This window comes from Magnetospirillum molischianum DSM 120 (assembly GCF_000294655.1).
Taxonomy (GTDB): domain Bacteria; phylum Pseudomonadota; class Alphaproteobacteria; order Rhodospirillales; family Magnetospirillaceae; genus Phaeospirillum; species Phaeospirillum molischianum.
Genome location: NZ_CAHP01000023.1, coordinates 31,567 through 51,056, shown reverse-complemented (window position 1 = coordinate 51,056; position 19,490 = coordinate 31,567). Strand labels below are relative to the sequence as shown.

18 protein-coding genes are annotated in these 19,490 nt (G+C 62.3%); 7 read left to right on the top strand and 11 right to left on the bottom strand.

What is annotated here, in order from left to right; translation table 11 throughout:
• Positions 1 to 10 precede the first annotated feature (10 nt).
• Positions 11 to 787, top strand: a complete 777-nt coding sequence (locus PHAMO_RS11060; RefSeq protein ID WP_002729390.1) for an enoyl-CoA hydratase — start codon at positions 11 to 13, stop codon at positions 785 to 787.
• Positions 788 to 885: 98 nt separating this feature from the next.
• Here the strand turns inward: PHAMO_RS11060 and nifK are convergent, their stop codons facing one another.
• The 3 genes from nifK to nifH form a co-directional block, all read right to left on the bottom strand.
• Positions 886 to 2,421, bottom strand: coding sequence for a nitrogenase molybdenum-iron protein subunit beta (nifK, locus tag PHAMO_RS11055; RefSeq protein ID WP_002729388.1), 1,536 nt, complete (start codon positions 2,419 to 2,421; stop codon positions 886 to 888).
• Between the two features lie 101 nt (positions 2,422 to 2,522).
• Positions 2,523 to 3,977: a nitrogenase molybdenum-iron protein alpha chain gene (gene nifD / locus PHAMO_RS11050; protein WP_002729386.1), complete on the bottom strand. Its 1,455-nt coding sequence runs from the start codon at positions 3,975 to 3,977 to the stop codon at positions 2,523 to 2,525.
• 84 nt (positions 3,978 to 4,061) lie between these two features.
• Positions 4,062 to 4,940: a nitrogenase iron protein gene (gene nifH / locus PHAMO_RS11045; protein WP_002729384.1), complete on the bottom strand. Its 879-nt coding sequence runs from the start codon at positions 4,938 to 4,940 to the stop codon at positions 4,062 to 4,064.
• Between the two features lie 341 nt (positions 4,941 to 5,281).
• Between nifH and PHAMO_RS11040 the strand changes: the two genes are divergently transcribed.
• The 3 genes from PHAMO_RS11040 to PHAMO_RS11030 are packed head-to-tail and all read left to right on the top strand — an operon-like array spanning position 5,282 to position 7,490.
• Complete coding sequence (locus tag PHAMO_RS11040) at positions 5,282 to 6,109, top strand: NAD(+)--dinitrogen-reductase ADP-D-ribosyltransferase (RefSeq protein ID WP_002729373.1); 828 nt, start codon at positions 5,282 to 5,284, stop codon at positions 6,107 to 6,109.
• A 60-nt stretch (positions 6,110 to 6,169) separates the two neighbouring features.
• Positions 6,170 to 7,105 (top strand): ADP-ribosyl-[dinitrogen reductase] hydrolase, encoded by a 936-nt coding sequence (gene draG / locus PHAMO_RS11035; protein ID WP_002729372.1) that lies wholly within the window; start codon positions 6,170 to 6,172, stop codon positions 7,103 to 7,105.
• Entirely contained in the window at positions 7,083 to 7,490 is a 408-nt protein-coding gene (locus PHAMO_RS11030) for an ArsC/Spx/MgsR family protein (RefSeq protein WP_002729371.1), read from the top strand. The genes draG and PHAMO_RS11030 overlap by 23 nt, the downstream gene beginning before the upstream one ends.
• A 4-nt stretch (positions 7,491 to 7,494) precedes the next feature.
• Here PHAMO_RS11030 and modD read toward each other — a convergent pair whose 3' ends face one another.
• Positions 7,495 to 8,346, bottom strand: a complete 852-nt coding sequence (modD, locus tag PHAMO_RS11025; RefSeq protein WP_002729369.1) for a ModD protein — start codon at positions 8,344 to 8,346, stop codon at positions 7,495 to 7,497.
• A gap of 154 nt (positions 8,347 to 8,500) precedes the next feature.
• On the opposite strand from modD, the gene crcB reads away from it, so the two are divergent.
• Positions 8,501 to 8,887, top strand: coding sequence for a fluoride efflux transporter CrcB (gene crcB / locus PHAMO_RS11020; RefSeq protein ID WP_002729367.1), 387 nt, complete (start codon positions 8,501 to 8,503; stop codon positions 8,885 to 8,887).
• 9 nt (positions 8,888 to 8,896) lie between these two features.
• Positions 8,897 to 9,223 carry a DUF190 domain-containing protein gene (locus PHAMO_RS11015; protein ID WP_002729365.1) on the top strand — a complete coding sequence of 109 codons (327 nt, stop codon included), beginning with the start codon at positions 8,897 to 8,899 and terminating at the stop codon, positions 9,221 to 9,223.
• Here the strand turns inward: PHAMO_RS11015 and PHAMO_RS11010 are convergent.
• The 5 genes from PHAMO_RS11010 to PHAMO_RS10990 form a co-directional block, all read right to left on the bottom strand.
• A complete protein-coding gene (locus PHAMO_RS11010) occupies positions 9,213 to 9,917 on the bottom strand; it encodes an RluA family pseudouridine synthase (protein ID WP_002729364.1) in 705 nt (234 codons plus the stop codon). The genes PHAMO_RS11015 and PHAMO_RS11010 overlap by 11 nt on opposite strands.
• Positions 9,914 to 12,976, bottom strand: coding sequence for an efflux RND transporter permease subunit (locus PHAMO_RS11005; RefSeq protein ID WP_002729363.1), 3,063 nt, complete (start codon positions 12,974 to 12,976; stop codon positions 9,914 to 9,916). The genes PHAMO_RS11010 and PHAMO_RS11005 overlap by 4 nt, the downstream gene beginning before the upstream one ends.
• Before the next feature lie 39 nt (positions 12,977 to 13,015).
• Positions 13,016 to 14,137 carry an efflux RND transporter periplasmic adaptor subunit gene (locus PHAMO_RS11000; RefSeq protein WP_002729362.1) on the bottom strand — a complete coding sequence of 374 codons (1,122 nt, stop codon included), beginning with the start codon at positions 14,135 to 14,137 and terminating at the stop codon, positions 13,016 to 13,018.
• Positions 14,138 to 14,307: 170 nt separating this feature from the next.
• Positions 14,308 to 14,610, bottom strand: coding sequence for a hypothetical protein (locus tag PHAMO_RS10995; protein WP_002729361.1), 303 nt, complete (start codon positions 14,608 to 14,610; stop codon positions 14,308 to 14,310).
• A complete protein-coding gene (locus PHAMO_RS10990) occupies positions 14,607 to 14,789 on the bottom strand; it encodes a hypothetical protein (RefSeq protein ID WP_040566860.1) in 183 nt (60 codons plus the stop codon). Before PHAMO_RS10990 ends, PHAMO_RS10995 begins: the two co-directional genes overlap by 4 nt.
• Positions 14,790 to 15,054: 265 nt before the next feature.
• On the opposite strand from PHAMO_RS10990, the gene guaB reads away from it, so the two are divergent.
• Positions 15,055 to 16,515 (top strand): IMP dehydrogenase, encoded by a 1,461-nt coding sequence (gene guaB, locus PHAMO_RS10985; RefSeq protein ID WP_002729360.1) that lies wholly within the window; start codon positions 15,055 to 15,057, stop codon positions 16,513 to 16,515.
• 124 nt (positions 16,516 to 16,639) lie between these two features.
• Here the strand turns inward: guaB and PHAMO_RS10980 are convergent, their stop codons facing one another.
• Positions 16,640 to 17,497, bottom strand: coding sequence for an OmpA family protein (locus PHAMO_RS10980; RefSeq protein ID WP_002729359.1), 858 nt, complete (start codon positions 17,495 to 17,497; stop codon positions 16,640 to 16,642).
• Between the two features lie 121 nt (positions 17,498 to 17,618).
• Entirely contained in the window at positions 17,619 to 19,490 is a 1,872-nt protein-coding gene (gene cysC / locus PHAMO_RS10975) for an adenylyl-sulfate kinase (RefSeq protein ID WP_002729358.1), read from the bottom strand.

The following is a 19,490-nucleotide window of genomic DNA, read 5'->3' as shown; positions in this document are numbered from 1 at the left end:
TTCTTCATCCATGGCTTACGAGAACATCACCGTCGAAACCCGCCGTCACGTCGGCCTGATCACCCTCAACCGGCCCAAGGCGCTGAACGCTTTGTGTTCCGCGCTGATCCGCGAGCTGGGGCAGGCGCTGGACGCCTTCGAGGCCGATGACGAGATCGGAGCCATCGTTCTGACCGGCTCGGAAAAGGCGTTCGCCGCCGGGGCCGACATCAAGGAAATGGCGTCGAAGACCTTTATCGACGCGTATCTCGCCGATTTCATTACCAATGGCTGGGAACGGATCACCACCTGCCGCAAGCCGGTGGTGGCGGCGGTGGCCGGGTTCGCGCTGGGCGGTGGCTGTGAAGTGGCAATGATGTGCGACTTCATCCTGGCCGCCGACAACGCCAAGTTCGGCCAGCCCGAGATCACGATCGGTACCATTCCCGGCGCGGGCGGCACCCAGCGTCTGGTCCGCGCCATCGGCAAGGCCAAGGCGATGGAGATGGTTCTGACCGGCCGGATGATCGATGCGGTCGAGGCCGAACGCGCGGGTCTGGTCAGCCGGGTCGTCCCCCTGGCCGAACTGATCGACGAGGCGGTGAGGGTTGCCGACAAGATCGCGTCCTTGAGCCGTCCGGTGGTTCTGATGGCGAAGGAATCGGTCAACGCCGCTTTCGAAACCTCTCTGTCGCAGGGGATACAGTTCGAGCGTCGGCTGTTTCACGCCACCTTCGCCACCGAGGACCAGAAGGAAGGCATGGCTGCCTTTATCGAAAAGCGCAGCCCGGCTTTCCGTAATCGGTAGCAGGCTTTTCCTCTCTCCCTGTCCAGATCGCAAAAACGAAAACCCCGGAGCTTTTGGCTCCGGGGCTTCCCGTCCTCACGCGTGAGAGAAGAGAGGATTTAACGCGTGAGGTCGTAGGATATATCGCTTGAGGCGTCGGTAACCTCGAAGATCCGGTCGAGGATTTCGACCAGCACCCGCAACGCGCCCTGGTACCCGAAGGTGGGGAAGCGGTGATGGTGGTGACGGTCGAAGATCGGGAAGGTCAGGCGGATCAGCGGAATGCCGGTGTCCTTTTCCAGATACTTGCCATAAGAGCTGCCGATGATGAGGTCGGTCGGCTCGGTGAACAGCAGCGAGCGAAGGTGCCACAGATCCTTGCCGACCCACACCTTGGCGTCGGCGCCGAAGGGGTTGGCGGCCAGCAGTCCCTTCATCTTCGCTTCCCATTCCTTGCCCGCATTGGTGCACAGGCAGTGAGTGGGTTCACAGCCCAGTTCCATCAGGAACTCAGCCATCGCGTAGACGAAATCGGGATCGCCGAACAGGGCGACTTTCTTACCGTGCAGCCAGGCCTGGCTGTCGGCGATGGCATCGACCAGACGGCCGCGTTCCTTCTCGATGCTCTCGGGGATCGGCTTGCCCGACAGTTCCGAGATCTTCATCAGCAAGGCGTCGGTGGCGCCGATACCCATCGGATAGTTGAAGGAGACGGTCGGCTGTCCCTTTGACCGAATGTACTCGACCGTCTTCGCCGAGCAATATTCCTGCAAGGCGATGGTGGCCTCAGCATTGATCGCGTCGCGAACGTCGTCGAGCTTGGTCCCGCCGTCATACATCCGGTAGATGCCGTCGGTGGGGGTGTCGAACACGTCGGAGACATCGCTGATCACGGTGTAATCGACGCCCATCGTGTCGAGATAACGCTTCAGTTCGCGGTTGTTGGCAGTGGCGTAGCCGTCGAAGCCGGGGATGATGTTGATCTTGCCGTTCGACTCGCCGCGAACCACCTCGCCCTTCGCACGATCCCAGAAGTAATTCAGGATACCCTTGATCATGTTGTCATAGCCAACGACGTGGCTGCCGACGAACGAGGGGGTGTGAGCGAAGGGAACCGGGAAATCGGCCGGGACCGATTCCTTTTCCTTGGCGGTGCCGATAAAGGCTGACAGATCGTCGCCGATGACTTCGGCCATGCAGGTGGTCGAAACCGCGATCATCTTGGGTTTGTAAAGCTTCAGGGCGTTCTGAAGACCCTCGACGATGTTGTTGAGACCACCGAACACCGCCGCGTCCTCGGTCATTGAGTCCGACACGCAGGCCGAGGATTCCTTGAAGTGACGGGCGAGGTGAGACCGGAAATAAGCGGCGCAGCCCTGTGAACCATGGACGTAGGGCAGGGTCTCTTCGAACCCGGCGGCGGCGAACACCGCGCCCAGCGGCTGGCAGGCCTTGTGCGGGTTGATGACGGCGTGCTCACGGGCGAAGTTCTTCTCGCGGTATTCCCACGACTTCGAATATTCGAGCTGGGCCGCTACAGCGTCGTCGCTCGGACGGCACTCGAACTGAGCCTTCTTTTCCGCCAGCAGCTTCGTGTACTCGGGTTCCGAGAACAGGGAGATGTGGTCTTTGATGTTGTCGGCGCTCTGGGGCATGACAAACTCCTTCCCGCCTCCCCGCGCCCCCGGATATTGGGCGACACGCGGGGAGGGAATTTACGTGCGAACGATCGTTGGTCGGAACCTGGGGAGGCGCTTTACGCGGCCTTCCACGGGGCCTTCAGCTTGCTCCAGATCGGGGCATTGACGGCCATGTCCATGTCACGGGCAAAGATGGCAAAGCCGTCATAGCCGTGATACGGGCCGGAATAATCCCACGAATGCATCTGGCGGAAAGGCACGCCCATCTTCTGGGTCGAGTACTTTTCCTTGATGCCGGAGCCGACCAAATCGGGACGCAGCTTTTCGATGAACTTCTCCAGCTCGAATTCGGATACGTCGTCGTAAATCAGCGTGCCTTCCTTCAGGTAATGGCCGGTGCGCTGATAATCGTCGTTGTGAGCGAATTCGTAGCCGGTGCCGACGATGACCATCCCGAGGTCGTCATAGGCCGTCGCGGTGTGACGGGGGCGCAAGCCGCCGACATACAGCATCACGGTCTTGCCCTCAAGCCGGGGCTTGAAGCGCGCCAGCACACCATCGACCAGCGGCTGGTATTTCGCGATGACCTTTTCGGCGTTGGCCTGGATGGTCTCGTCGAATTGGGCCGCGATCTTCCGCAAGGAGGCGGCGATCTGGGTCGGGCCGAAGAAGTTGTATTCCACCCACGGAATTTCGTACTTCTCTTCCATGTGACGGCAGATGTAGTTCATCGACCGATAGCAGTGGATGAGGTTCAGCTTGGCGCGGGGAGCGCGCTCGATTTCGGCCAGGGTCGCATCGCCGGACCACGAGCCGATGACGCGCAGACCGATCTCTTCCAGCAATTTGCGCGACGGCCAGGCATCGCCGCCGATGTTGTAGTCAGCGATCAGGTTGACGTCGTAGGGGGTGCCTTCCCACTCGGGGATACCCTTGTCGAACACCCAATCCCGGATCGCGTCGTTGGCGATGTGGTGGCCGAGCGACTGGGACACGCCGCGGAACCCTTCGCAACGAACCGGAATGACCTTCTTGCCGAGTTCCTTGCCCTTTTTCTTCGACACGGCTTCGATGTCGTCGCCGATCAGACCGATCGGGCACTCGGACAGGATCGAGATGCCGTTGTTGAGCGGGAACAGGACTTCAAGCTCGTCGATCATCTTGTCCAGGTTTTTGTCGCCACCGAAAACGATGTCGCGTTCCTGGAAGTCCGACGTCACCTGCATGGTGACAAAGCTGTCGATTCCGACGGTGCCGGTGAAGTAGTTGCGGCGCTGGGACCAGGAATACTGGCCGCAGCCGATCGGGCCGTGCGAGATGTGAACCATGTCCTTGACCGGACCCCACACCACGCCCTTGGCACCTGCATAAGCGCAGCCACGGACGGTCATCACGCCGGGAACGGACTTGATGTTGGATTTGACGCCACAGGTCGGGTTGCCTTCGGCATCGGTCTTGACGGTGCCGAGGTGGCGCGCACGCTTCTTCGCAGCCTTTTCCGGGTACTGATCGAGGACTTCCTTGATCAGAGCCTCGTTGGCGGCGGTGTCGTTGATGTTGTCGAGGCTCATGCCCCTTCTCCTTTCCGCGTGTTCTTTATCTCCCGCCCCCCACCGATCGAACCGCGACCGGCGGGTATGGCGGAACAGTCCGGCTTACCCGACCGACTTTTCCTTGGCCTCCAACTCGGCCAGGGCCTGATCGTCGGACTTCATGATGCCGAATTCGAGCAACAGGTCTTCCAGCTCTTCCATCGTGATCGGGCTCGGGATGGTGCCCTTGCCGGCATTGGCGTGGATCTTGGTCGCGAGCGAGCGGTATTCGGCGGCCTGCGACGAATCCGGGGCGTACTGGATCACGGTCTGGCGGCGCAGCTCGGCGTGCTGGACGATGTTGTTGCGCGGCACGAAGTGGATCATCTGGGTATTGATGCGTTTGGCCAGGGTCTCGGCCAGATCCAGCTCGCGGTCGGTCTGACGCTCGTTGCAGATCAGGCCGCCGAGGCGGACGCCGCCCGAACCGGCATACTTCAAGATGCCCTTGGCAATGTTGTTGGCGGCGAACAGAGCCATCATTTCGCCCGACATGACGATGTAGATTTCCTGGGCCTTGTTCTCGCGGATCGGCATCGCGAAGCCGCCGCACACCACGTCGCCCAGCACGTCGTAAGAGACGTAATCGACGTCGTCGTAAGCGCCGTTCTCTTCCAGGAAGTTGATGGCGGTGATAACGCCGCGACCGGCGCAACCGACGCCCGGCTCAGGCCCGCCGGCTTCGGTGCACTTGATGCCCTTGTAGCCGATCTTCATCACGTCTTCGAGTTCGAGGTCTTCGACCGAACCGGCCTTTGCCGCGAGGTGCAGCACGGTGTCTTGCAGCTTGCAGTTCAGGATCAGCCGGGTCGAGTCCGCCTTGGGATCGCAGCCGACGATCAGAATCTTCTGACCCATTTCGACCAGCGCCGCGAGGGTGTTCTGCGAGGTGGTGGACTTGCCGATACCGCCCTTGCCGTAAAATGCGATCTGACGAGGCATGTTCGAATTCCTTTCTGTCTGCCTTCCTAAATCGTCGGCTGAGGGTTTCGCCTCTGCCACAAGCCTACCCTTGCATGGCCTGTGCCAAGTTCTGAGCCAGGACGGAACTTGGTTGAATCCCGTGCGTGGTTGGTGGTTAATCGTTTATAATCAATGTGTTGCTGATTGTCGCGAGGCAGTTGCCTAAAAAACAGGCGGCTGTTCGGAACGCGACAACACAACACCGGAGTGTTCGAAGCCGAACAGCGGCAGACAGACAGGCGGCGGCGTGTGCGGCAGAGGTAGGTATGCTTCTTGCAAGATTAGGATGAGCACCTTCTGAAGAGAGTCATTCGCCCGCCATGGACCAGCCGACACATCGCCGACTTGGGCACAGCACCAATCTGGTGGGACTCTCCACCAACCTGTTGGGCAGTGACGCCTTCAACGAAGATCCGCGTGAGATTCATCTGTCCGGCGTATGCGAGATGAATCGCCGTCTGTTCGAGATGTTGGGCTATTCCGAGGGGTTAGCTGACGCCGGAGACGCCTTTTTGAAATACATGCAGGCGATGTTCGGAATCGATCCCGAGCAGCACGAGGCCAACTCGGCCCAGGCGGGGGGGGCACCGCGTCGCTATCGGTCGAGCTTCCTGCGCCTGTTGAAGGGGTGGGGCTACGATTCCAACGGCCCCGAAGGGGCGGTGCTGAAAGGCTGGGTCGAGAGCAGGTTCGGCCTGTTTCCGACCTATCACAAAGAGATGATCACTCGCTTCTCGTCGCCGGGCTGGATCTCCTACGTAGAGGAGAAAATGTCAAGCCGCTTTCACAACAATTCGATTTACTGTCAGCTCGACATTCTTTACGAGTTTTGCCAGTGGGCGTTGAAGGTTCACGCCGCGCCGAGCGAGCGTCACATCACCCTTTTCCGTGGGGTCAATTCATTTGACGAACACCAGATCGTCGAACGAATCGACCGTAAGACTGTTGTGATGCGTCTTAACAACCTTGCGTCTTTTTCCAGCGACCGTGGGGTGGCCGATTGTTTCGGCGATACCATCCTGACCGTGACCGTGCCGGTGGTGAAGGTGATGTTCTTCAACACCTTGCTGTCGCTCCACCCGTTGAAGGGCGAAGGCGAATTCCTGGTGATCGGCGGTGATTACCGGGTCCGCGCTGATTATCTGTGACGGCTTCGCGGTGAAGTCGGTGTGTCACGACCTGATTCTGACGATGACAGAGAGGCCCTTATGACCGAACCTTCCCTGATCGAGCGTGCCCTCGGGGCTTATCTGGGGTTTGCCGTCGGTGACGCGCTGGGCGCGACCGTCGAGTTTATGACGCGGGGTGAGATCCAGGCGAAATACCGGCTGCATCGCAAGATGATCGGCGGCGGCTGGCTCCATCTGGCGCCGGGACAGGTTACCGACGATACGGAGATGAGCCTGTGCCTGGGGCGATCGCTGGTTCGCCGCCAAGGTTTTGAACTGCCTGACATCTGCGACGAGTTCGCCGCCTGGCTGAAAAGCGGCCCGGTCGATGTCGGCAACACCTGTCGCCGTGGCATTCGCCGCTACATCACCAATGGCAGCGTCGAGGGTGCCTATTGCGACGGCGATGCTGGCAATGGCGCGGCGATGCGCAATCTGCCGTTGGTTCTGGCGACGCTGGGGCGTCCCGATCTGCTGGATCGCTGGTCAATCGCCCAGGCCCACATCACCCACAACCACCCGCTTTCCGATGACGCCACCCTGGCCTTGGCGCGGATGACCCAGGCGCTGGTTCAGGGGCGGGGCATGCGCGAGGCCCGTGATGTCGCCCGGCATTTGGTCGAGACCCATAAGACCTTTCGCTTCGAGGTTTTCCACGGACAATCGAGCGCTTATATCGTCGATACGATGCAGACCGTGCTGCATTTCTACTTCCTGACCGATTCGTTCCGGTCCTGTCTGACCGAAGTCGTCAACCAGGGTGGCGATGCCGATACCACCGGCGCGATTGCCGGGATGTTGGCCGGGGCGACCTATGGAATTCGGGACATCCCCACCGCCTGGCTCGGCAAGCTCGACAAGACCGTTGCCGATGAAATCCGCGCTCAGGTCACCGGGCTGCTGGCTCTGTCGAACGTCCTGAAAACACAAAACGAAGAAGGAGACGCAGGGAATGGCCGTAATCGTATTTTATGAAAAGCCGGGATGCATCAACAACGCAAGCCAGAAACAGATTCTGATCCGGTCGGGGCATGACGTGGTTGCGCTCGATATCCGCGTTCAGGCCTGGACGCCCGCGACGTTGAGGGCTTTTTTCGGTGACCGTCCGGTGGCCGACTGGTTCAATCGCGCCGCACCACGGGTCAAGTCCGGGGCGGTGGTGCCCGAGACGATCGCTGCCGACGAAGCTCTGGCGCAGATGTGTCTCGATCCGTTGCTGATCCGACGACCGCTGATCGAATGCGACGGGCGGCGGTTAGCCGGGTTTGACGAGGCCGTGCTGGAAAGCTGGGTTGGCCTGGGGGCGCAGGACTCTCCCGCGCCGCAGGTTTGCCCGCGCACCGATGGGATTTGCCCCTGATCTATCACTCCGGCGAGATCGTTACGGCGACATCGGCGGGCGGAGCCCAATAGGGCGACGAGGTGACCAGAACGTCGGCTCCGGCGGCGGCATAGGCGGCGGCATTCGCTGCGTTGACGCCCCCGGCGGCGGCGACGACACAGGCCCGCTTGCCGATGGCGTTGATGACCCAGGCAACCGCGTCGGGGGAGAATTTCTCTAGTTGCACCACGTCGGCGCGGGCTTCTGCGGCGGCGACCGCACCCTTTGCGTCGGTGACTTCGACGACGATCTTGCGCTCGGGGCAGGCGGCCTTTAGTTCGGCGATCAATGTATCCAACGGCTGGTCGGGGAAGAAGGCCCGATGTTCGGGAAACAACAGAACACTGTCCGACAGGCCGAGCCGGTGCGGCGAGGCTCCCCCCGCCAGAATCGCCTTGACGGCGACGGCGCGTGAACCGGGCAGGGTCTTGCGGGTGCAGGCGACCGATATGCCAGGGGCGACCGCGCGGGCCATCGCAACGATGGTGGCGGCGGCGGTGGCGATCCCCGAGGCAGTCTCAACTAAGGTCTGCGCCACTTTCCAGGCGGCCAGTAGCGCGGCGGCGGGGCCGGTGGCGATCAACAGATCGTCGCCAGGGCCGCAGGGGATGCCGCTGGGGACGCAGCGTCCGACCCGGCCGCCCGCCCGTTCGATCAGCCGTGCCGCCTCTTCGGTGCAACACGCGACCATCGCGCCGCGCGCCTGGAACAGCATCCGTCCCGGCTGGTGACCAAGGCCCAGCGTCCGGCTGGTCAAATCGCCAAAAGGCACGTCCTCAATGAAAAAACGGTCAAGCTCGGTGTCGGGCAGGATATAGGGGCAGGACGGACTCACGGCGGACCTCCGGGGGGGAAACTGCGGCGGTCAGGGTGGTCCGACCACTCCGCTATCGTCAAGCCCGTTCCTGGTGCGATTTGTGGTTGACCGGATCGTAGGCACGGGAGGACAAGGCCTATTGTGGGTTACTACCACTCGGAGCCTTAACCGGATGCTCGCTTATGCTCTTGTCGCCCTTGGCAGCGCCATCGGTGGAACCTTGCGTTACTGGCTGTCGGGGCTGGTTGCCAATGCGGTTGGCGGGACGTTTCCCTGGGGAACGCTGGTCATCAACATCGCAGGGTCGTTCGCGATTGGGTTCTTCGCCACCCTGACCGGTCCAGACGGGCGATGGTTCGTCCCCGCCGAAGGGCGTATCTTCTTTATGGCGGGGATTTGTGGCGGCTTTACCACCTTCTCGTCGTTCAGCCTCCAGACTCTGACGCTGATGCAGGAAGGGGAATGGGTGCCGGCACTGGCCAATATTGCACTATCGCTGGCGCTGTGCCTGGGGGCGGTGGTGTTGGGCCATATCGGTGCCCAACTGCTCAATCGATAGGAGGCCGCGATGATCCATACAGATGAGGCGGCTTTGTTGCGTATCTATATGGGCGAGTCCGACCGTCAGGACGGCCATCCTCTGCATGAAGCGGTCGTGCTGGCGGCGCGATCCGCCGGATTGGCGGGAGCGACGGTGCTGCGCGGGCCGTTGGGATTTGGCCGGTCGTCGCGACTGCACAGCGCGAAGATCTTGCGCCTGTCCGACGACTTGCCCCTGGTGGTCGAGATCGTCGATTGTCCAGAACGGATCGATGCCTTTCTGGAGCCTCTTGCCGGACTGGTTGGCGACCGAGGCCTGATCACCCTGGAAACGGTGCGGGTGGTCAAGGGGTAGGGGCATTCTCTCCCGCCCAGCCGCATCCCGTCAGCAATGTCCGCAGATGCTCGGGCACGGGGGCGGTGATGGAAAGGGGCGGCCGGTTGGGCTGGAAGGGCAGGCTGACCGCGCGGGCATGCAGGGCCAGCCGGTCTCCGGCCAGCGTGCCGGTGCCGCGTCCATAAATCGCATCGCCAACCAAGGGATGGCCAATCGCGGCGCAATGTGCCCGGATCTGGTGGGTTCGGCCGGTCAGCGGTTGGCATTCCAGCCAGGACAGCCGCCCATCGCCTCCCAGCAATCGCCAGCGGGTGGCCGAGGGCAGGCCGCCGCGCTCTTCAACGTCCATTCGCCAGCCGAACTTCGCCTCGCGCTTCTTCAGTGGCAGTTCGATCAGCCCCTCTTCCTCACGCGGGCGGCCGACCACGATGGCCCAATAGACCTTGTTGGCTTCACCGTGGGCGAAAATCTCACCCAACCGGGCCAAGGCGCGGCGGTGTCGGCCCAACACCAGGCAGCCCGACGTGTCGCGGTCCAGCCGATGGGCCAGTTCGGGCGAGCGCGGCAGCCCGAAACGCAACGCGTCGAGATATAGCCCCAGATGCTCGTCGCCCGCCCGTCCGGCATGAACCGCCAGACCGGCGGGCTTGTCGATCACCAGGACGGAAGCGTCGCGATGAAGAACGCGGGATTGTATTTCTTCGGGCGTCATGCGGAGTGCTCGGTCGAGATGTCGGTTTCAGGTGCGCCGTGGCGCTGCGTCGCGATCAGGGTATAGATCACCGGCAGCACGAACAGGGTGAACAGAGTGCCGATGCTCATTCCGGCGACGATCACCAGCGCGATGGAGAAGCGCGATGCCGCGCCCGCGCCGCTGGCGAACAGCAGAGGCAACAGGCCGGTGACCATCGCGGCAGTGGTCATCAGGATCGGACGCAGCCGCATTCCGGCCGCGACCTTCACCGCCTCCTTGCGGTCAAGGCCGTGCAGAATCTGTTGCTCGCGCGCGACTTCGCAAATCAGGATGCCGTGCTTGGTGATCAGCCCGATCAGGGTCACCAACCCGATTTGGGTGTAGATGTTCATGCTGGCGACGCCCAGCGCCAGCGGGATCAGCGCGCCGCAGATCGACATCGGCACCGAGACCATGATCACCAGCGGATCGCGGAAACTTTCAAACTGCGCCGCCAGCACCAGAAAGATGATGATAAGGGCGAAGACGAAGGTCGCCACCAGGGCGTTGCCTTCCTGGATGAACTGACGCGACTGGCCGCCATAATCGATCGCGGCATTCTTGGGCAGTACATCGGCGCTGATGTCGCGCAGCAAGGCGAGCGAATCGCCCAGAGTGGCGCCGGGCATCGGGAAGGCGGTGATGGAGATCGAATTCAACTGGTTGAACTGGTTGAGCGAAACCGGCTGCACCTCGTGACGCAGGGTGACCAGTGACGACAGCGGGATTACGGTTCCGTCGGCGCCGCGGACGTGGAACCGGCCGATCTTGGCCGGGTCGAGCCGGGACTCGCGCGGGACTTGCGGGATGACCTGATAGGATCGACCCTGAAGATTGACCAGATTGATGTAATTGCCGCCGGTCATCGTTGCCAGGGCGTCGCCGATCTGCTGCATCGAGACGCCATAGGCGGCGGCTTTGTCGCGGTCGATCACCACCCGCGTCTGCGGGCTTTCGTATTTCAGGTCGGAATCGATGAAGGCGAACATTCCGGCGGCCTGGGCGCGGCGGATCATTTCCGCCTGGATCGTATTCAGCAGAGGGTAGTCAGCGGTTGAGGAGATCACGAACTCGACCGGCAACCCATCGACGCCGGGCAGCGGCGGGGGCGGGAACACCGACGCCTTGACTCCCGAGACGGTGTTGAGGGTTTTCTGATAGGCGGCGGTGAGGGTGTTGGCGGCGCGAGTCCGCTCGTCCCAGCCGGTCAGGACCATGCCGCCAAAGCCGGAACTGGCCCCCCCCATCCCGTTGATGAGAAAGGTGTTCGCGGTCTCGGGGAACTCGTGGGTCTTGGTGTTGATCTCGGACGAAAACACGTCCATGTAATCGATATTGGCCGAAGCCGGGCCGTTATAGGCGGTGAACACCACCCCCTGATCCTCTTCGGGAGCCAGTTCGGACGGCACCGCCAGGAACAGAAACGGAAGGCAACCCAGCACGATCAAGGCGAAGAGAAGGGTGGTCGGCCGGTCGTCCAGCGACGCCCCCAGCCAGCGTTCGTAGCGGGTCCGCACCGCGTCGAAGGTGCGATCGATCAGCGCGGGCAGGCCGCCTTTGTTGGTATCGTGGCGCAGGATGCGCGAGCACATCATCGGCGACAGAGTGAGCGCGACCACTCCCGACACGACCACCGACCCGGCCAGGGTCAGGGCAAATTCCTTGAACAGGGTGCCGGTCAATCCGCCCATGAAGGCGATTGGGGCATAGACCGCCGCCAGGGTGATCGTCATCGAGATCACCGGCCCGGAAATCTCTCTTGTGCCGACCAGTGCCGCTTCGATTGGACTCTTGCCCTCTTCGATATGGCGGTGGACGTTCTCGACCACGACGATGGCGTCATCGACGACCAACCCAATCGCCAGCACCATTGCCAGCAGGGTCAGCAGGTTGATCGAGAAGCCGAGCGCCAGCAGGAGAATGGCGACGCCGACCAGGGATAGCGGGACCGTCACCACGGGAATTGCGACCGATCGGAGGCTGCCCATGAAGAAGAAAATCACCACCATCACGATCAGCGCCGCCTCGGCGATGGTGATGGCGACTTCGCGGATTGCCGCTTCGATGAACAGGGTCGAATCGTAAGAGATGCTGGCGGTCAGGCCGGTGGGGAGTTGCTCGATGATCTCGGGCAGAGCCTGATTGCGGATCTGGCGGATCACCGTCAGCGGGTTGGCTTCGGGAGTCGTAAAGACGCCCATGAAGATGGCGCGGTCGCCGTTGGCGAAGACGCTCATATCCTCGCTTTCCGGGCCAAGCTCGACCTTGGCGACGTCGCCCAGTCGGACCAACTGCGCCCCATCATGCTTGATGACCATCTGGCGGAATTCCTCGACCGAACGCAGATCAGTCGAGGCCTGGGTGGTCACGACATCGAACGAGCCTTTGGTCGAACCCGCCGCCGACGTGTAATTGTTGCTGGTCAACGCCGTGCGCAGTTCATCCGTGCCCATGCCGAACTGAGCCAGCTTTTCCGGGTCGATCCAGACCCGGACCGAGAATTTTTGTCCGCCGTACAATTCTGGATTGGCGACGCCCGGCACCGCCGACAGCTTGGGCTGAACCACCCGGATCACGTAATCGGTGATCTGCTGCTGGCTGAGGCGGTCGGAGGAAAACGCCAGATAGGCCGAGGCAAACGACTGGCCGGTTTCCTTCTTGATGATCGGGTCGTTGATGCCGCGTGGCAACAAGGTGCGGACCTCGTTGGCCTTGCTCATCACCTCGGTCATCGCTGCCTCGGGGTTCTCATTGAGGCGGATATAGGCTTTGATCTCGCTTGTTCCCGACATCGAGCGCGAGGTCAGGTAATCGATGCCCTCGGCGGTGGCGACCGCCTTCTGAATCGGCTGGGTTACGAAGCCTTGGATCAGTTCGGCATCGGCGCCGGGAAAGGTGGTGGTGATGGTGATGACCGTATTGGTCATCTCGGGATATTGCCGTACCGGCAGACTGGTCAGGGCGCGCAGGCCGATAAACAGGATCAGCAGGCTGACCACCATCGCCAGAACCGGTCTTTTGATGAAGATGTCGAACATGGTGGTCTTCTCCTGGCCTCGAGCGCCGTGGACGTTGGATCAGGGATTGGCGGGGGCGGCGGGCTTCAACAGATCGGTTGCGGAGATATCGACCCGGCTGCCGTTCTCCAGCTTGACCTGGCCCGACGTCACCACCAACTCGTTCGCGTCGACTCCCTTGCGCACCATCACCACGCCCTCGCGGCGATCACCCAATTGCACCACGCGCCGTTCGACTTCGTGGATGGTTTTCCCATCGGCGCCCGCCGTCTCTTTCACCACGAACACCGCATCGCCGTGCAGGTTGTAGGACACCGCCGAATTCGGCACGGTGACTGTCCGCTCGATCTCGGCTCGGGCGATTTCGATCTTGGCGAACATGCCGGGGCGCAGGCGGCGTTTGGCGTTGGGGAAGCTGGCCTGGATTCCGATCATCCCGGTCTTGGCATCGACCTGTGGCTCGACGGCGGCGATAACGCCCTCGAAGGTCTCGCCCGCCCATGCGTCGGTTGTCATCCGCACGGCCTGGCCGACGGACACCGTGCCCAGTTCCTTCTGCGACACCGTGAAGTCGCACAGCATCCGCGATAGATCCTGGAGGTTGACGATGGTGTTGCCGGGTTCGAGATATTGCCCGAGATCGACCTTGCGGACCCCCAGCGTACCGTCGAACGGAGCCAGGACGGTTTTCTTGGCGATGGTGGCGCGCAGACCGGCAACGCGGGCGGCCTTGACCTTCAATTCGGCCTCGGCCTTGTCCAGCGCCGACTGGCTGACGGTATTGCTACGCAATAGGGAGACCGTGCGGTCGTAAGTGACCCGAGCCAGCGCCATTTCCGCTTCGGCGCTGCGCAGATCGCCGAGTTCGACATCGCTGTCGAGATGCAGAAGCGGCTGGCCCCGGTGGATGTCTTGCCCCGACTGGAACGCAATTGTCCGCACCAGACCGGAAACCGAACTGCTGATATTGACGCCGTTGACGGCTTGGAGCGTACCGACCGCAGGCACGACGCCACGCCAATCCTGCATCACCGCCGGGGTTGCGGTTACTGTCATCACCGGCTTCGGCGCGTTGGCGAAGTAAGACTTGATCATGTTCTGTCGGAACTGCACGAACCCCAACACGCCGCCGAACACCACGCCGCTGGCGACCAGCACGACGATTATCCGTTTGATTCTCATGGGAACTCCGTCACAGGCTGGGGGCGGTGCTTTAGGAAGGCCGAAACTCGGAGTGGTGCTGTCCCAATGGCTTCAGCCCTTTCCTGCACGAAACTATTCTGATTTGCAACAATGAGGCAGGCCGAAAGATTTCTCTCTCGGTGTTATCACCGAAGGGGAGAGATCGAGAGTTAGCGCCGGTCGGGCTCACTGCGCGAGGCGGGGACATAGCCCAGATCGGTCATGCACAAAGCCAGCGATCCGTCGGCTTGCCGTTTCGCCCGCTGGCGGTCGTATTCGCGGAAGGCGCTGGGGCTGGTATTGTCTTCGTCGCGCCAACCGGACTCGCGCTCGGCCTGACGGCGGCAGGACGAATAATCCTGGCTCCACTGCTCGCGCGGAACGGTGGGGTGACGCCACGGCACCGAGGCCGAGACGCATCCGGCCAGGCAGAGCAAGGCCAGTCCTGCCGCGAGAGGGGCGCTTCGGTTCATTCCGCCGCCTGATTCGTCTGTGGGGCTACGTTGTCGCGCAATCGCTCGATCAGAAATTCGTTGGGGTTATGGCATGTGCTGCACCATGCGACGGCGGTGCCATCGCCATAGGACATGACCCGGTGGGCGCAGGTTTTGCCACAATGAGGGCAATTGAGGACAGCGTTGAATAATCTCATTCGCGTCTCCTGAGGCCGGTGATCGTCCGGACCATTCACTCCTCAGACAAGTAAAGCTATACGATAGGGTTCGGCAATGCACAACCCCGATCAGGGACGCATTCCTGTCTGACGGAGATAGGGAGTCGTCGAATTCTTGAGAGCGGGGCCGGATTGTGTATGATAGCTCGCCACACAGGTCTCCAAAGCCGATATCGGCACCGGGGGCGGTCCGCATTTCGCGGGGCCGTCCGCCGGCTTTACCTAATTCCTCACCGGAGGTGGCATGGTCATCAAGGAAGCGCTGACGTTCGACGACGTTCTGCTGGTCCCGGCGGAGTCCGGAGTTTTGCCTGCTCAGGCCGATACCCGCACCTCGCTGACCGCCTCGATCGAACTCGGCATCCCGCTGTTATCGGCGGCGATGGATACTGTCACGGAATGTCGGCTGGCGATTGCGCTGGCCCAGAACGGCGGCATCGGCGTTATTCACAAAAATCTGTCGATCGAGGCGCAGGCCGCCGAAGTCCGCAAGGTTAAGAAGTTTGAATCCGGCATGGTGGTCGATCCGCTGACCATCCATCCCGACCAGCCGCTTGCCGACGCGCTGCGGCTGATGTCCGATCACAAGATTTCCGGTATTCCGGTGGTCGAGCGTGACACGGGCCGACTGGCCGGTATCCTGACCAACCGTGACGTTCGCTTCGCTTCCGACCCGTCCCAGCCGGTGCAGGAATTGATGACCAAGGAACGTCTGGTCACCGTTCGCGAGGGGATGGTTAAGGACGAAGCCAAGCGGTTGCTGCACCAGCATCGGATCGAGAAGTTGCTGGTGGTCGATGCCGATTACCGCTGCATCGGGCTGGTGACGGTCAAGGACATCGAAAAAGCCGAGGCCCACCCCAACGCAGCCAAGGACGAAAAAGGGCGCCTGCGGGTCGCCGCCGCCACCGGCGTCGGACCTGACGGTTATGCCCGTGCCGTCGCACTGTTCGAGGCCGGGGCTGATGTGATCGTCGTCGATACCGCTCACGGCCATTCGCGGGGCGTGATCGAGACGGTGCGCGAGATCAAACTGGCGATGCCGTCGGCTCAGGTGATCGGCGGCAATATCGCCACGCCCGAAGCCGCCACCGCCCTGATCGAGGCGGGTGCCGATGCTCTGAAGGTCGGCATCGGTCCGGGCACCATTTGCACGACCCGGATGGTTGCCGGTGTTGGCGTGCCGCAATTGTCGGCGGTGATGGAGGTGGCCGAGGTCGCTCACCGTCATGGCGTCAAGGTGATCGCCGATGGCGGCATCAAATATTCGGGCGATATCGCCAAGGCGATCGCGGCCGGAGCCGATTGCGTGATGCTGGGTTCGTTGTTCGCCGGAACCGAGGAAAGCCCCGGCGACGTGTTCCTGTATCAGGGCCGTTCGTACAAATCCTATCGCGGCATGGGGTCGATCGGGGCAATGGCGCGCGGTTCGGCCGACCGTTATTTCCAGGCCGAAGTCGGCGACAAGCTGAAGCTGGTTCCCGAAGGCGTCGAGGGGCGGGTCGCCTATAAAGGTCCGGTCGGCACCGTGATCCATCAGTTGATCGGCGGCCTGCGTGCGGGCATGGGCTATACTGGTAACGCGACCATCGCCGAAATGCAGACCCGTTGCACCTTCCGCCGGATCACCGCTTCTGGGCTGCGGGAAAGCCACGTTCACGATATCGCCATCACCAAGGAAGCGCCCAACTACAAAAGCGAGTAGTTTCGGCTGCTTGTCGGCGATTTGGTTGATGGGAAATAAAAAACTCCCCCGGTGCATCAGTGCCGGGGGAGTTTTCTTTGCGAACGGCGGTCTCTCTCCCTCCGTTGCGGAGGGAGAGTCGCTCCTATTTCTCGAACAGGATTTCGACCCGGCGGTTGCGCTGTTCCTGCACGCCGTCGCCGGTGATGACTGCCGGCTGGGCCTTGCCCACCGCCTTCTGATCGGCCTTAACGCCCAGATGAGCCAAAGCTTCGGCAACGGCGCTGGCTCGCTTGGCGGACAGACGATCGTTCACCGCGGCATTGCCCGACGTATCGGTGTGACCGATGATGTGGATCGTGGTCGGCGCAAGCTCGGCCCGCGCGGCGACGGTTTCGGCCAGAATCTTGTGAGCCTTCTGGCTTAGGGTCGATTTGTTGAAATCGAAATAGATCACGAAGCTGCGGATGATCTTTGGCTCCGCGGCGGCATTGGCTGCGGGCGCGGCAGCCGGCGGCGGTGGCTCCAACTGGTCCGCGGCCTTAACGAAGTCAGAGCGGCATTCCGACAGGCTGTCACCCTCGGATTCCCCTTCGACCCAGCAATCGAACGCGGCTTGAGCCTTTGCGGCGACCGCAGGCATGCGGTCGGCCGCTCCGGTTGACAGATAGCCGACCAGTCGGGCGCGGGCGGCGGTCAGTTCGGCGACTCGTTCGGCGGGAATATCCCACGCGGCCAGGTCTTCCGGGGCGACCACTTCGCCGTTTGCTGCACGCAGCCCCTTGCGGGCGAACACGGCGGCATTGATCCAGTCGTATTCTTCCAACGCCTCGAATTTGGCGAGGTCACGATATTCGTCGAACAGCGCACGGGTGAACGCCGGGCCAGTCGAGGCGGGCGGAGCTTCGATTGCCGTTTGGACATCGGCCACTTCCCACGGTGTGGCGCAGGCAGCGGCCAAGGTGGCCGTCCCGATGGCACAAACGATACGTAACCTTCTCATAAAACCAGTCTCCTTGTGAGGAACCCGTTTCCGCACAGGGCGGCGGTTCGTTATCGTACAGAGGCAGCATATATCGAGGTTTCCGCCCGGTCGAGTGGCCGCGTGTCCTGAAAGTCGATCTCTACAATCCCCACCTCTCCGCTTGTTCCTTCGCTGTTAGGGCGAAAGTGTTGTCGATGTAGTGCAGAAGTTCTGTGACACAATCCTCGATTGAGCGGCCCTCGGTGGCCAGAGTCAGATCGGGGGTCTCCGGCGGCTCGTAGGGAGCGCTGAGGCCGGTGAATTGGGGGATCGCCCCTGTCCGGGCCTTACCGTACAGCCCTTTCGGGTCGCGCCGTTCGCATTCGGCCAGAGCGGTGGCGACGTGGATCTCGTGGAATGCCTCGGGGTTGATCGTCCGGACCCGGTCGCGGTCGGCGCGATAGGGCGAGATGAAGGCGGCCAGCACGATCAGCCCGGATTCAGCCAGCAAATGGGCAACTTCCCCCGAGCGACGGATGTTCTCGGCGCGGTCCTTGGGCGAGAAGCCAAGGTCGGAATTAAGACCGAGACGCAGGGCGTCACCATCCAGAATCGTCACCTGCCAGCCACGCAGGAACAGGCGGCGCTCGACCTCGGCGGCGATGGTCGATTTGCCTGCCCCGGACAGGCCGGTCAGCCAGACCACTCCACCGCGATGGCCGTTGGCCAAGCTGCGTGCGTGCAAATCGACGGGGATAATGCCGCTGCCGATAGTGGCGCCGGTCTGTTCGCCCTCGGCGCGTGCGATGACGCCGCCGCCAACGATGTCGTGTCCTTCAACCAGGACGAAACGGCCCAGGCGGGGATTATCGACGAACGAGTCATGGGCGACGGGCGCGCGAGTGCGCAACTCGATCTCGGCGACCGCATTGCGGCCAACTTCGATTCCGTCGTGATGGCCAAGATCGACGACATCGATTACCCGACGAATCGCCGCGACCTCGACGGTGTGTTCGGCGGTGGCCAGCTTTAGCCGATAGCGCGCGCCGACGGTCAACGGATTGCGGCCCAGCCAAAACAGCCGCGCTGCGATTGTGTGCGACAGGATCGGGGGGGTGTCGGCATGAGTGGCGATCTGGCCGCGTTCGACGAAGATCTGCTCGTCCAGGGTGATCGCGACCGACCGACCGGCATCGGCCCGATCCGACACGTCGCCCGCGCCCCAATGTTCCAGGCTGGCGACCCGTGCGGATTTGCCCGAGGGGGCGAATACCAAGGTGTCGCCGACCGTCAGCCGTCCAGATTCGATTTTGCCGGCGATCAGGCGGCGATGGTCGAATTTATAGACGTCCTGAATCGGAAAGCGCAGCGGCAGATCGGTGTCTGGAAGCGCCGGGGCGAACCCGTCCAATGCGGCCAACACGGTCGGGCCAGTGTACCACGGGGTTTCGGCGGCGCGGGTCGAGATGTTGGCCCCGCTACGTGCCGCCACCGGGATAACATGGGTGGGGCTAAGGCCGATCGAGCCAAGGTAATCGACGATCTCGGCCTTGACCTCTTCGAAGCGGGCCTGATCGAAATTGACCAGATCCATCTTGTTGACCGCCACGGCGACCTGACGCAGCCCCAGAAGATGGAGAAGATAGCCGTGGCGGCGCGACTGCTCGCGCACACCTTCGGCGGCGTCGATCACCAGCAGCGCAGCCTCGGCCGAGGCGGCGCCGGTGATCATGTTCTTCAGGAATTCCTTATGGCCGGGGGCGTCGATGATGACGTAAGGCCGGGCCTGGGTGCGGAAGCGGATACGGGCGGTGTCGATGGTGATGCCCTGGTCGCGTTCGGCCTGGAGCGCGTCCATCACGAAGGCCCATTCGAACGGCATGCCGCGCCGCTCGCACACCTCGCGCAGGGTCTCGACCTTGCCATCGGGCAGGGCGCCGGTTTCGTGGAGCAGGCGGCCGACCAGGGTGGATTTGCCGTGATCGACATGGCCGACGACGACGATGTTCATCGGAGTGGTGGTGGAGGTCAT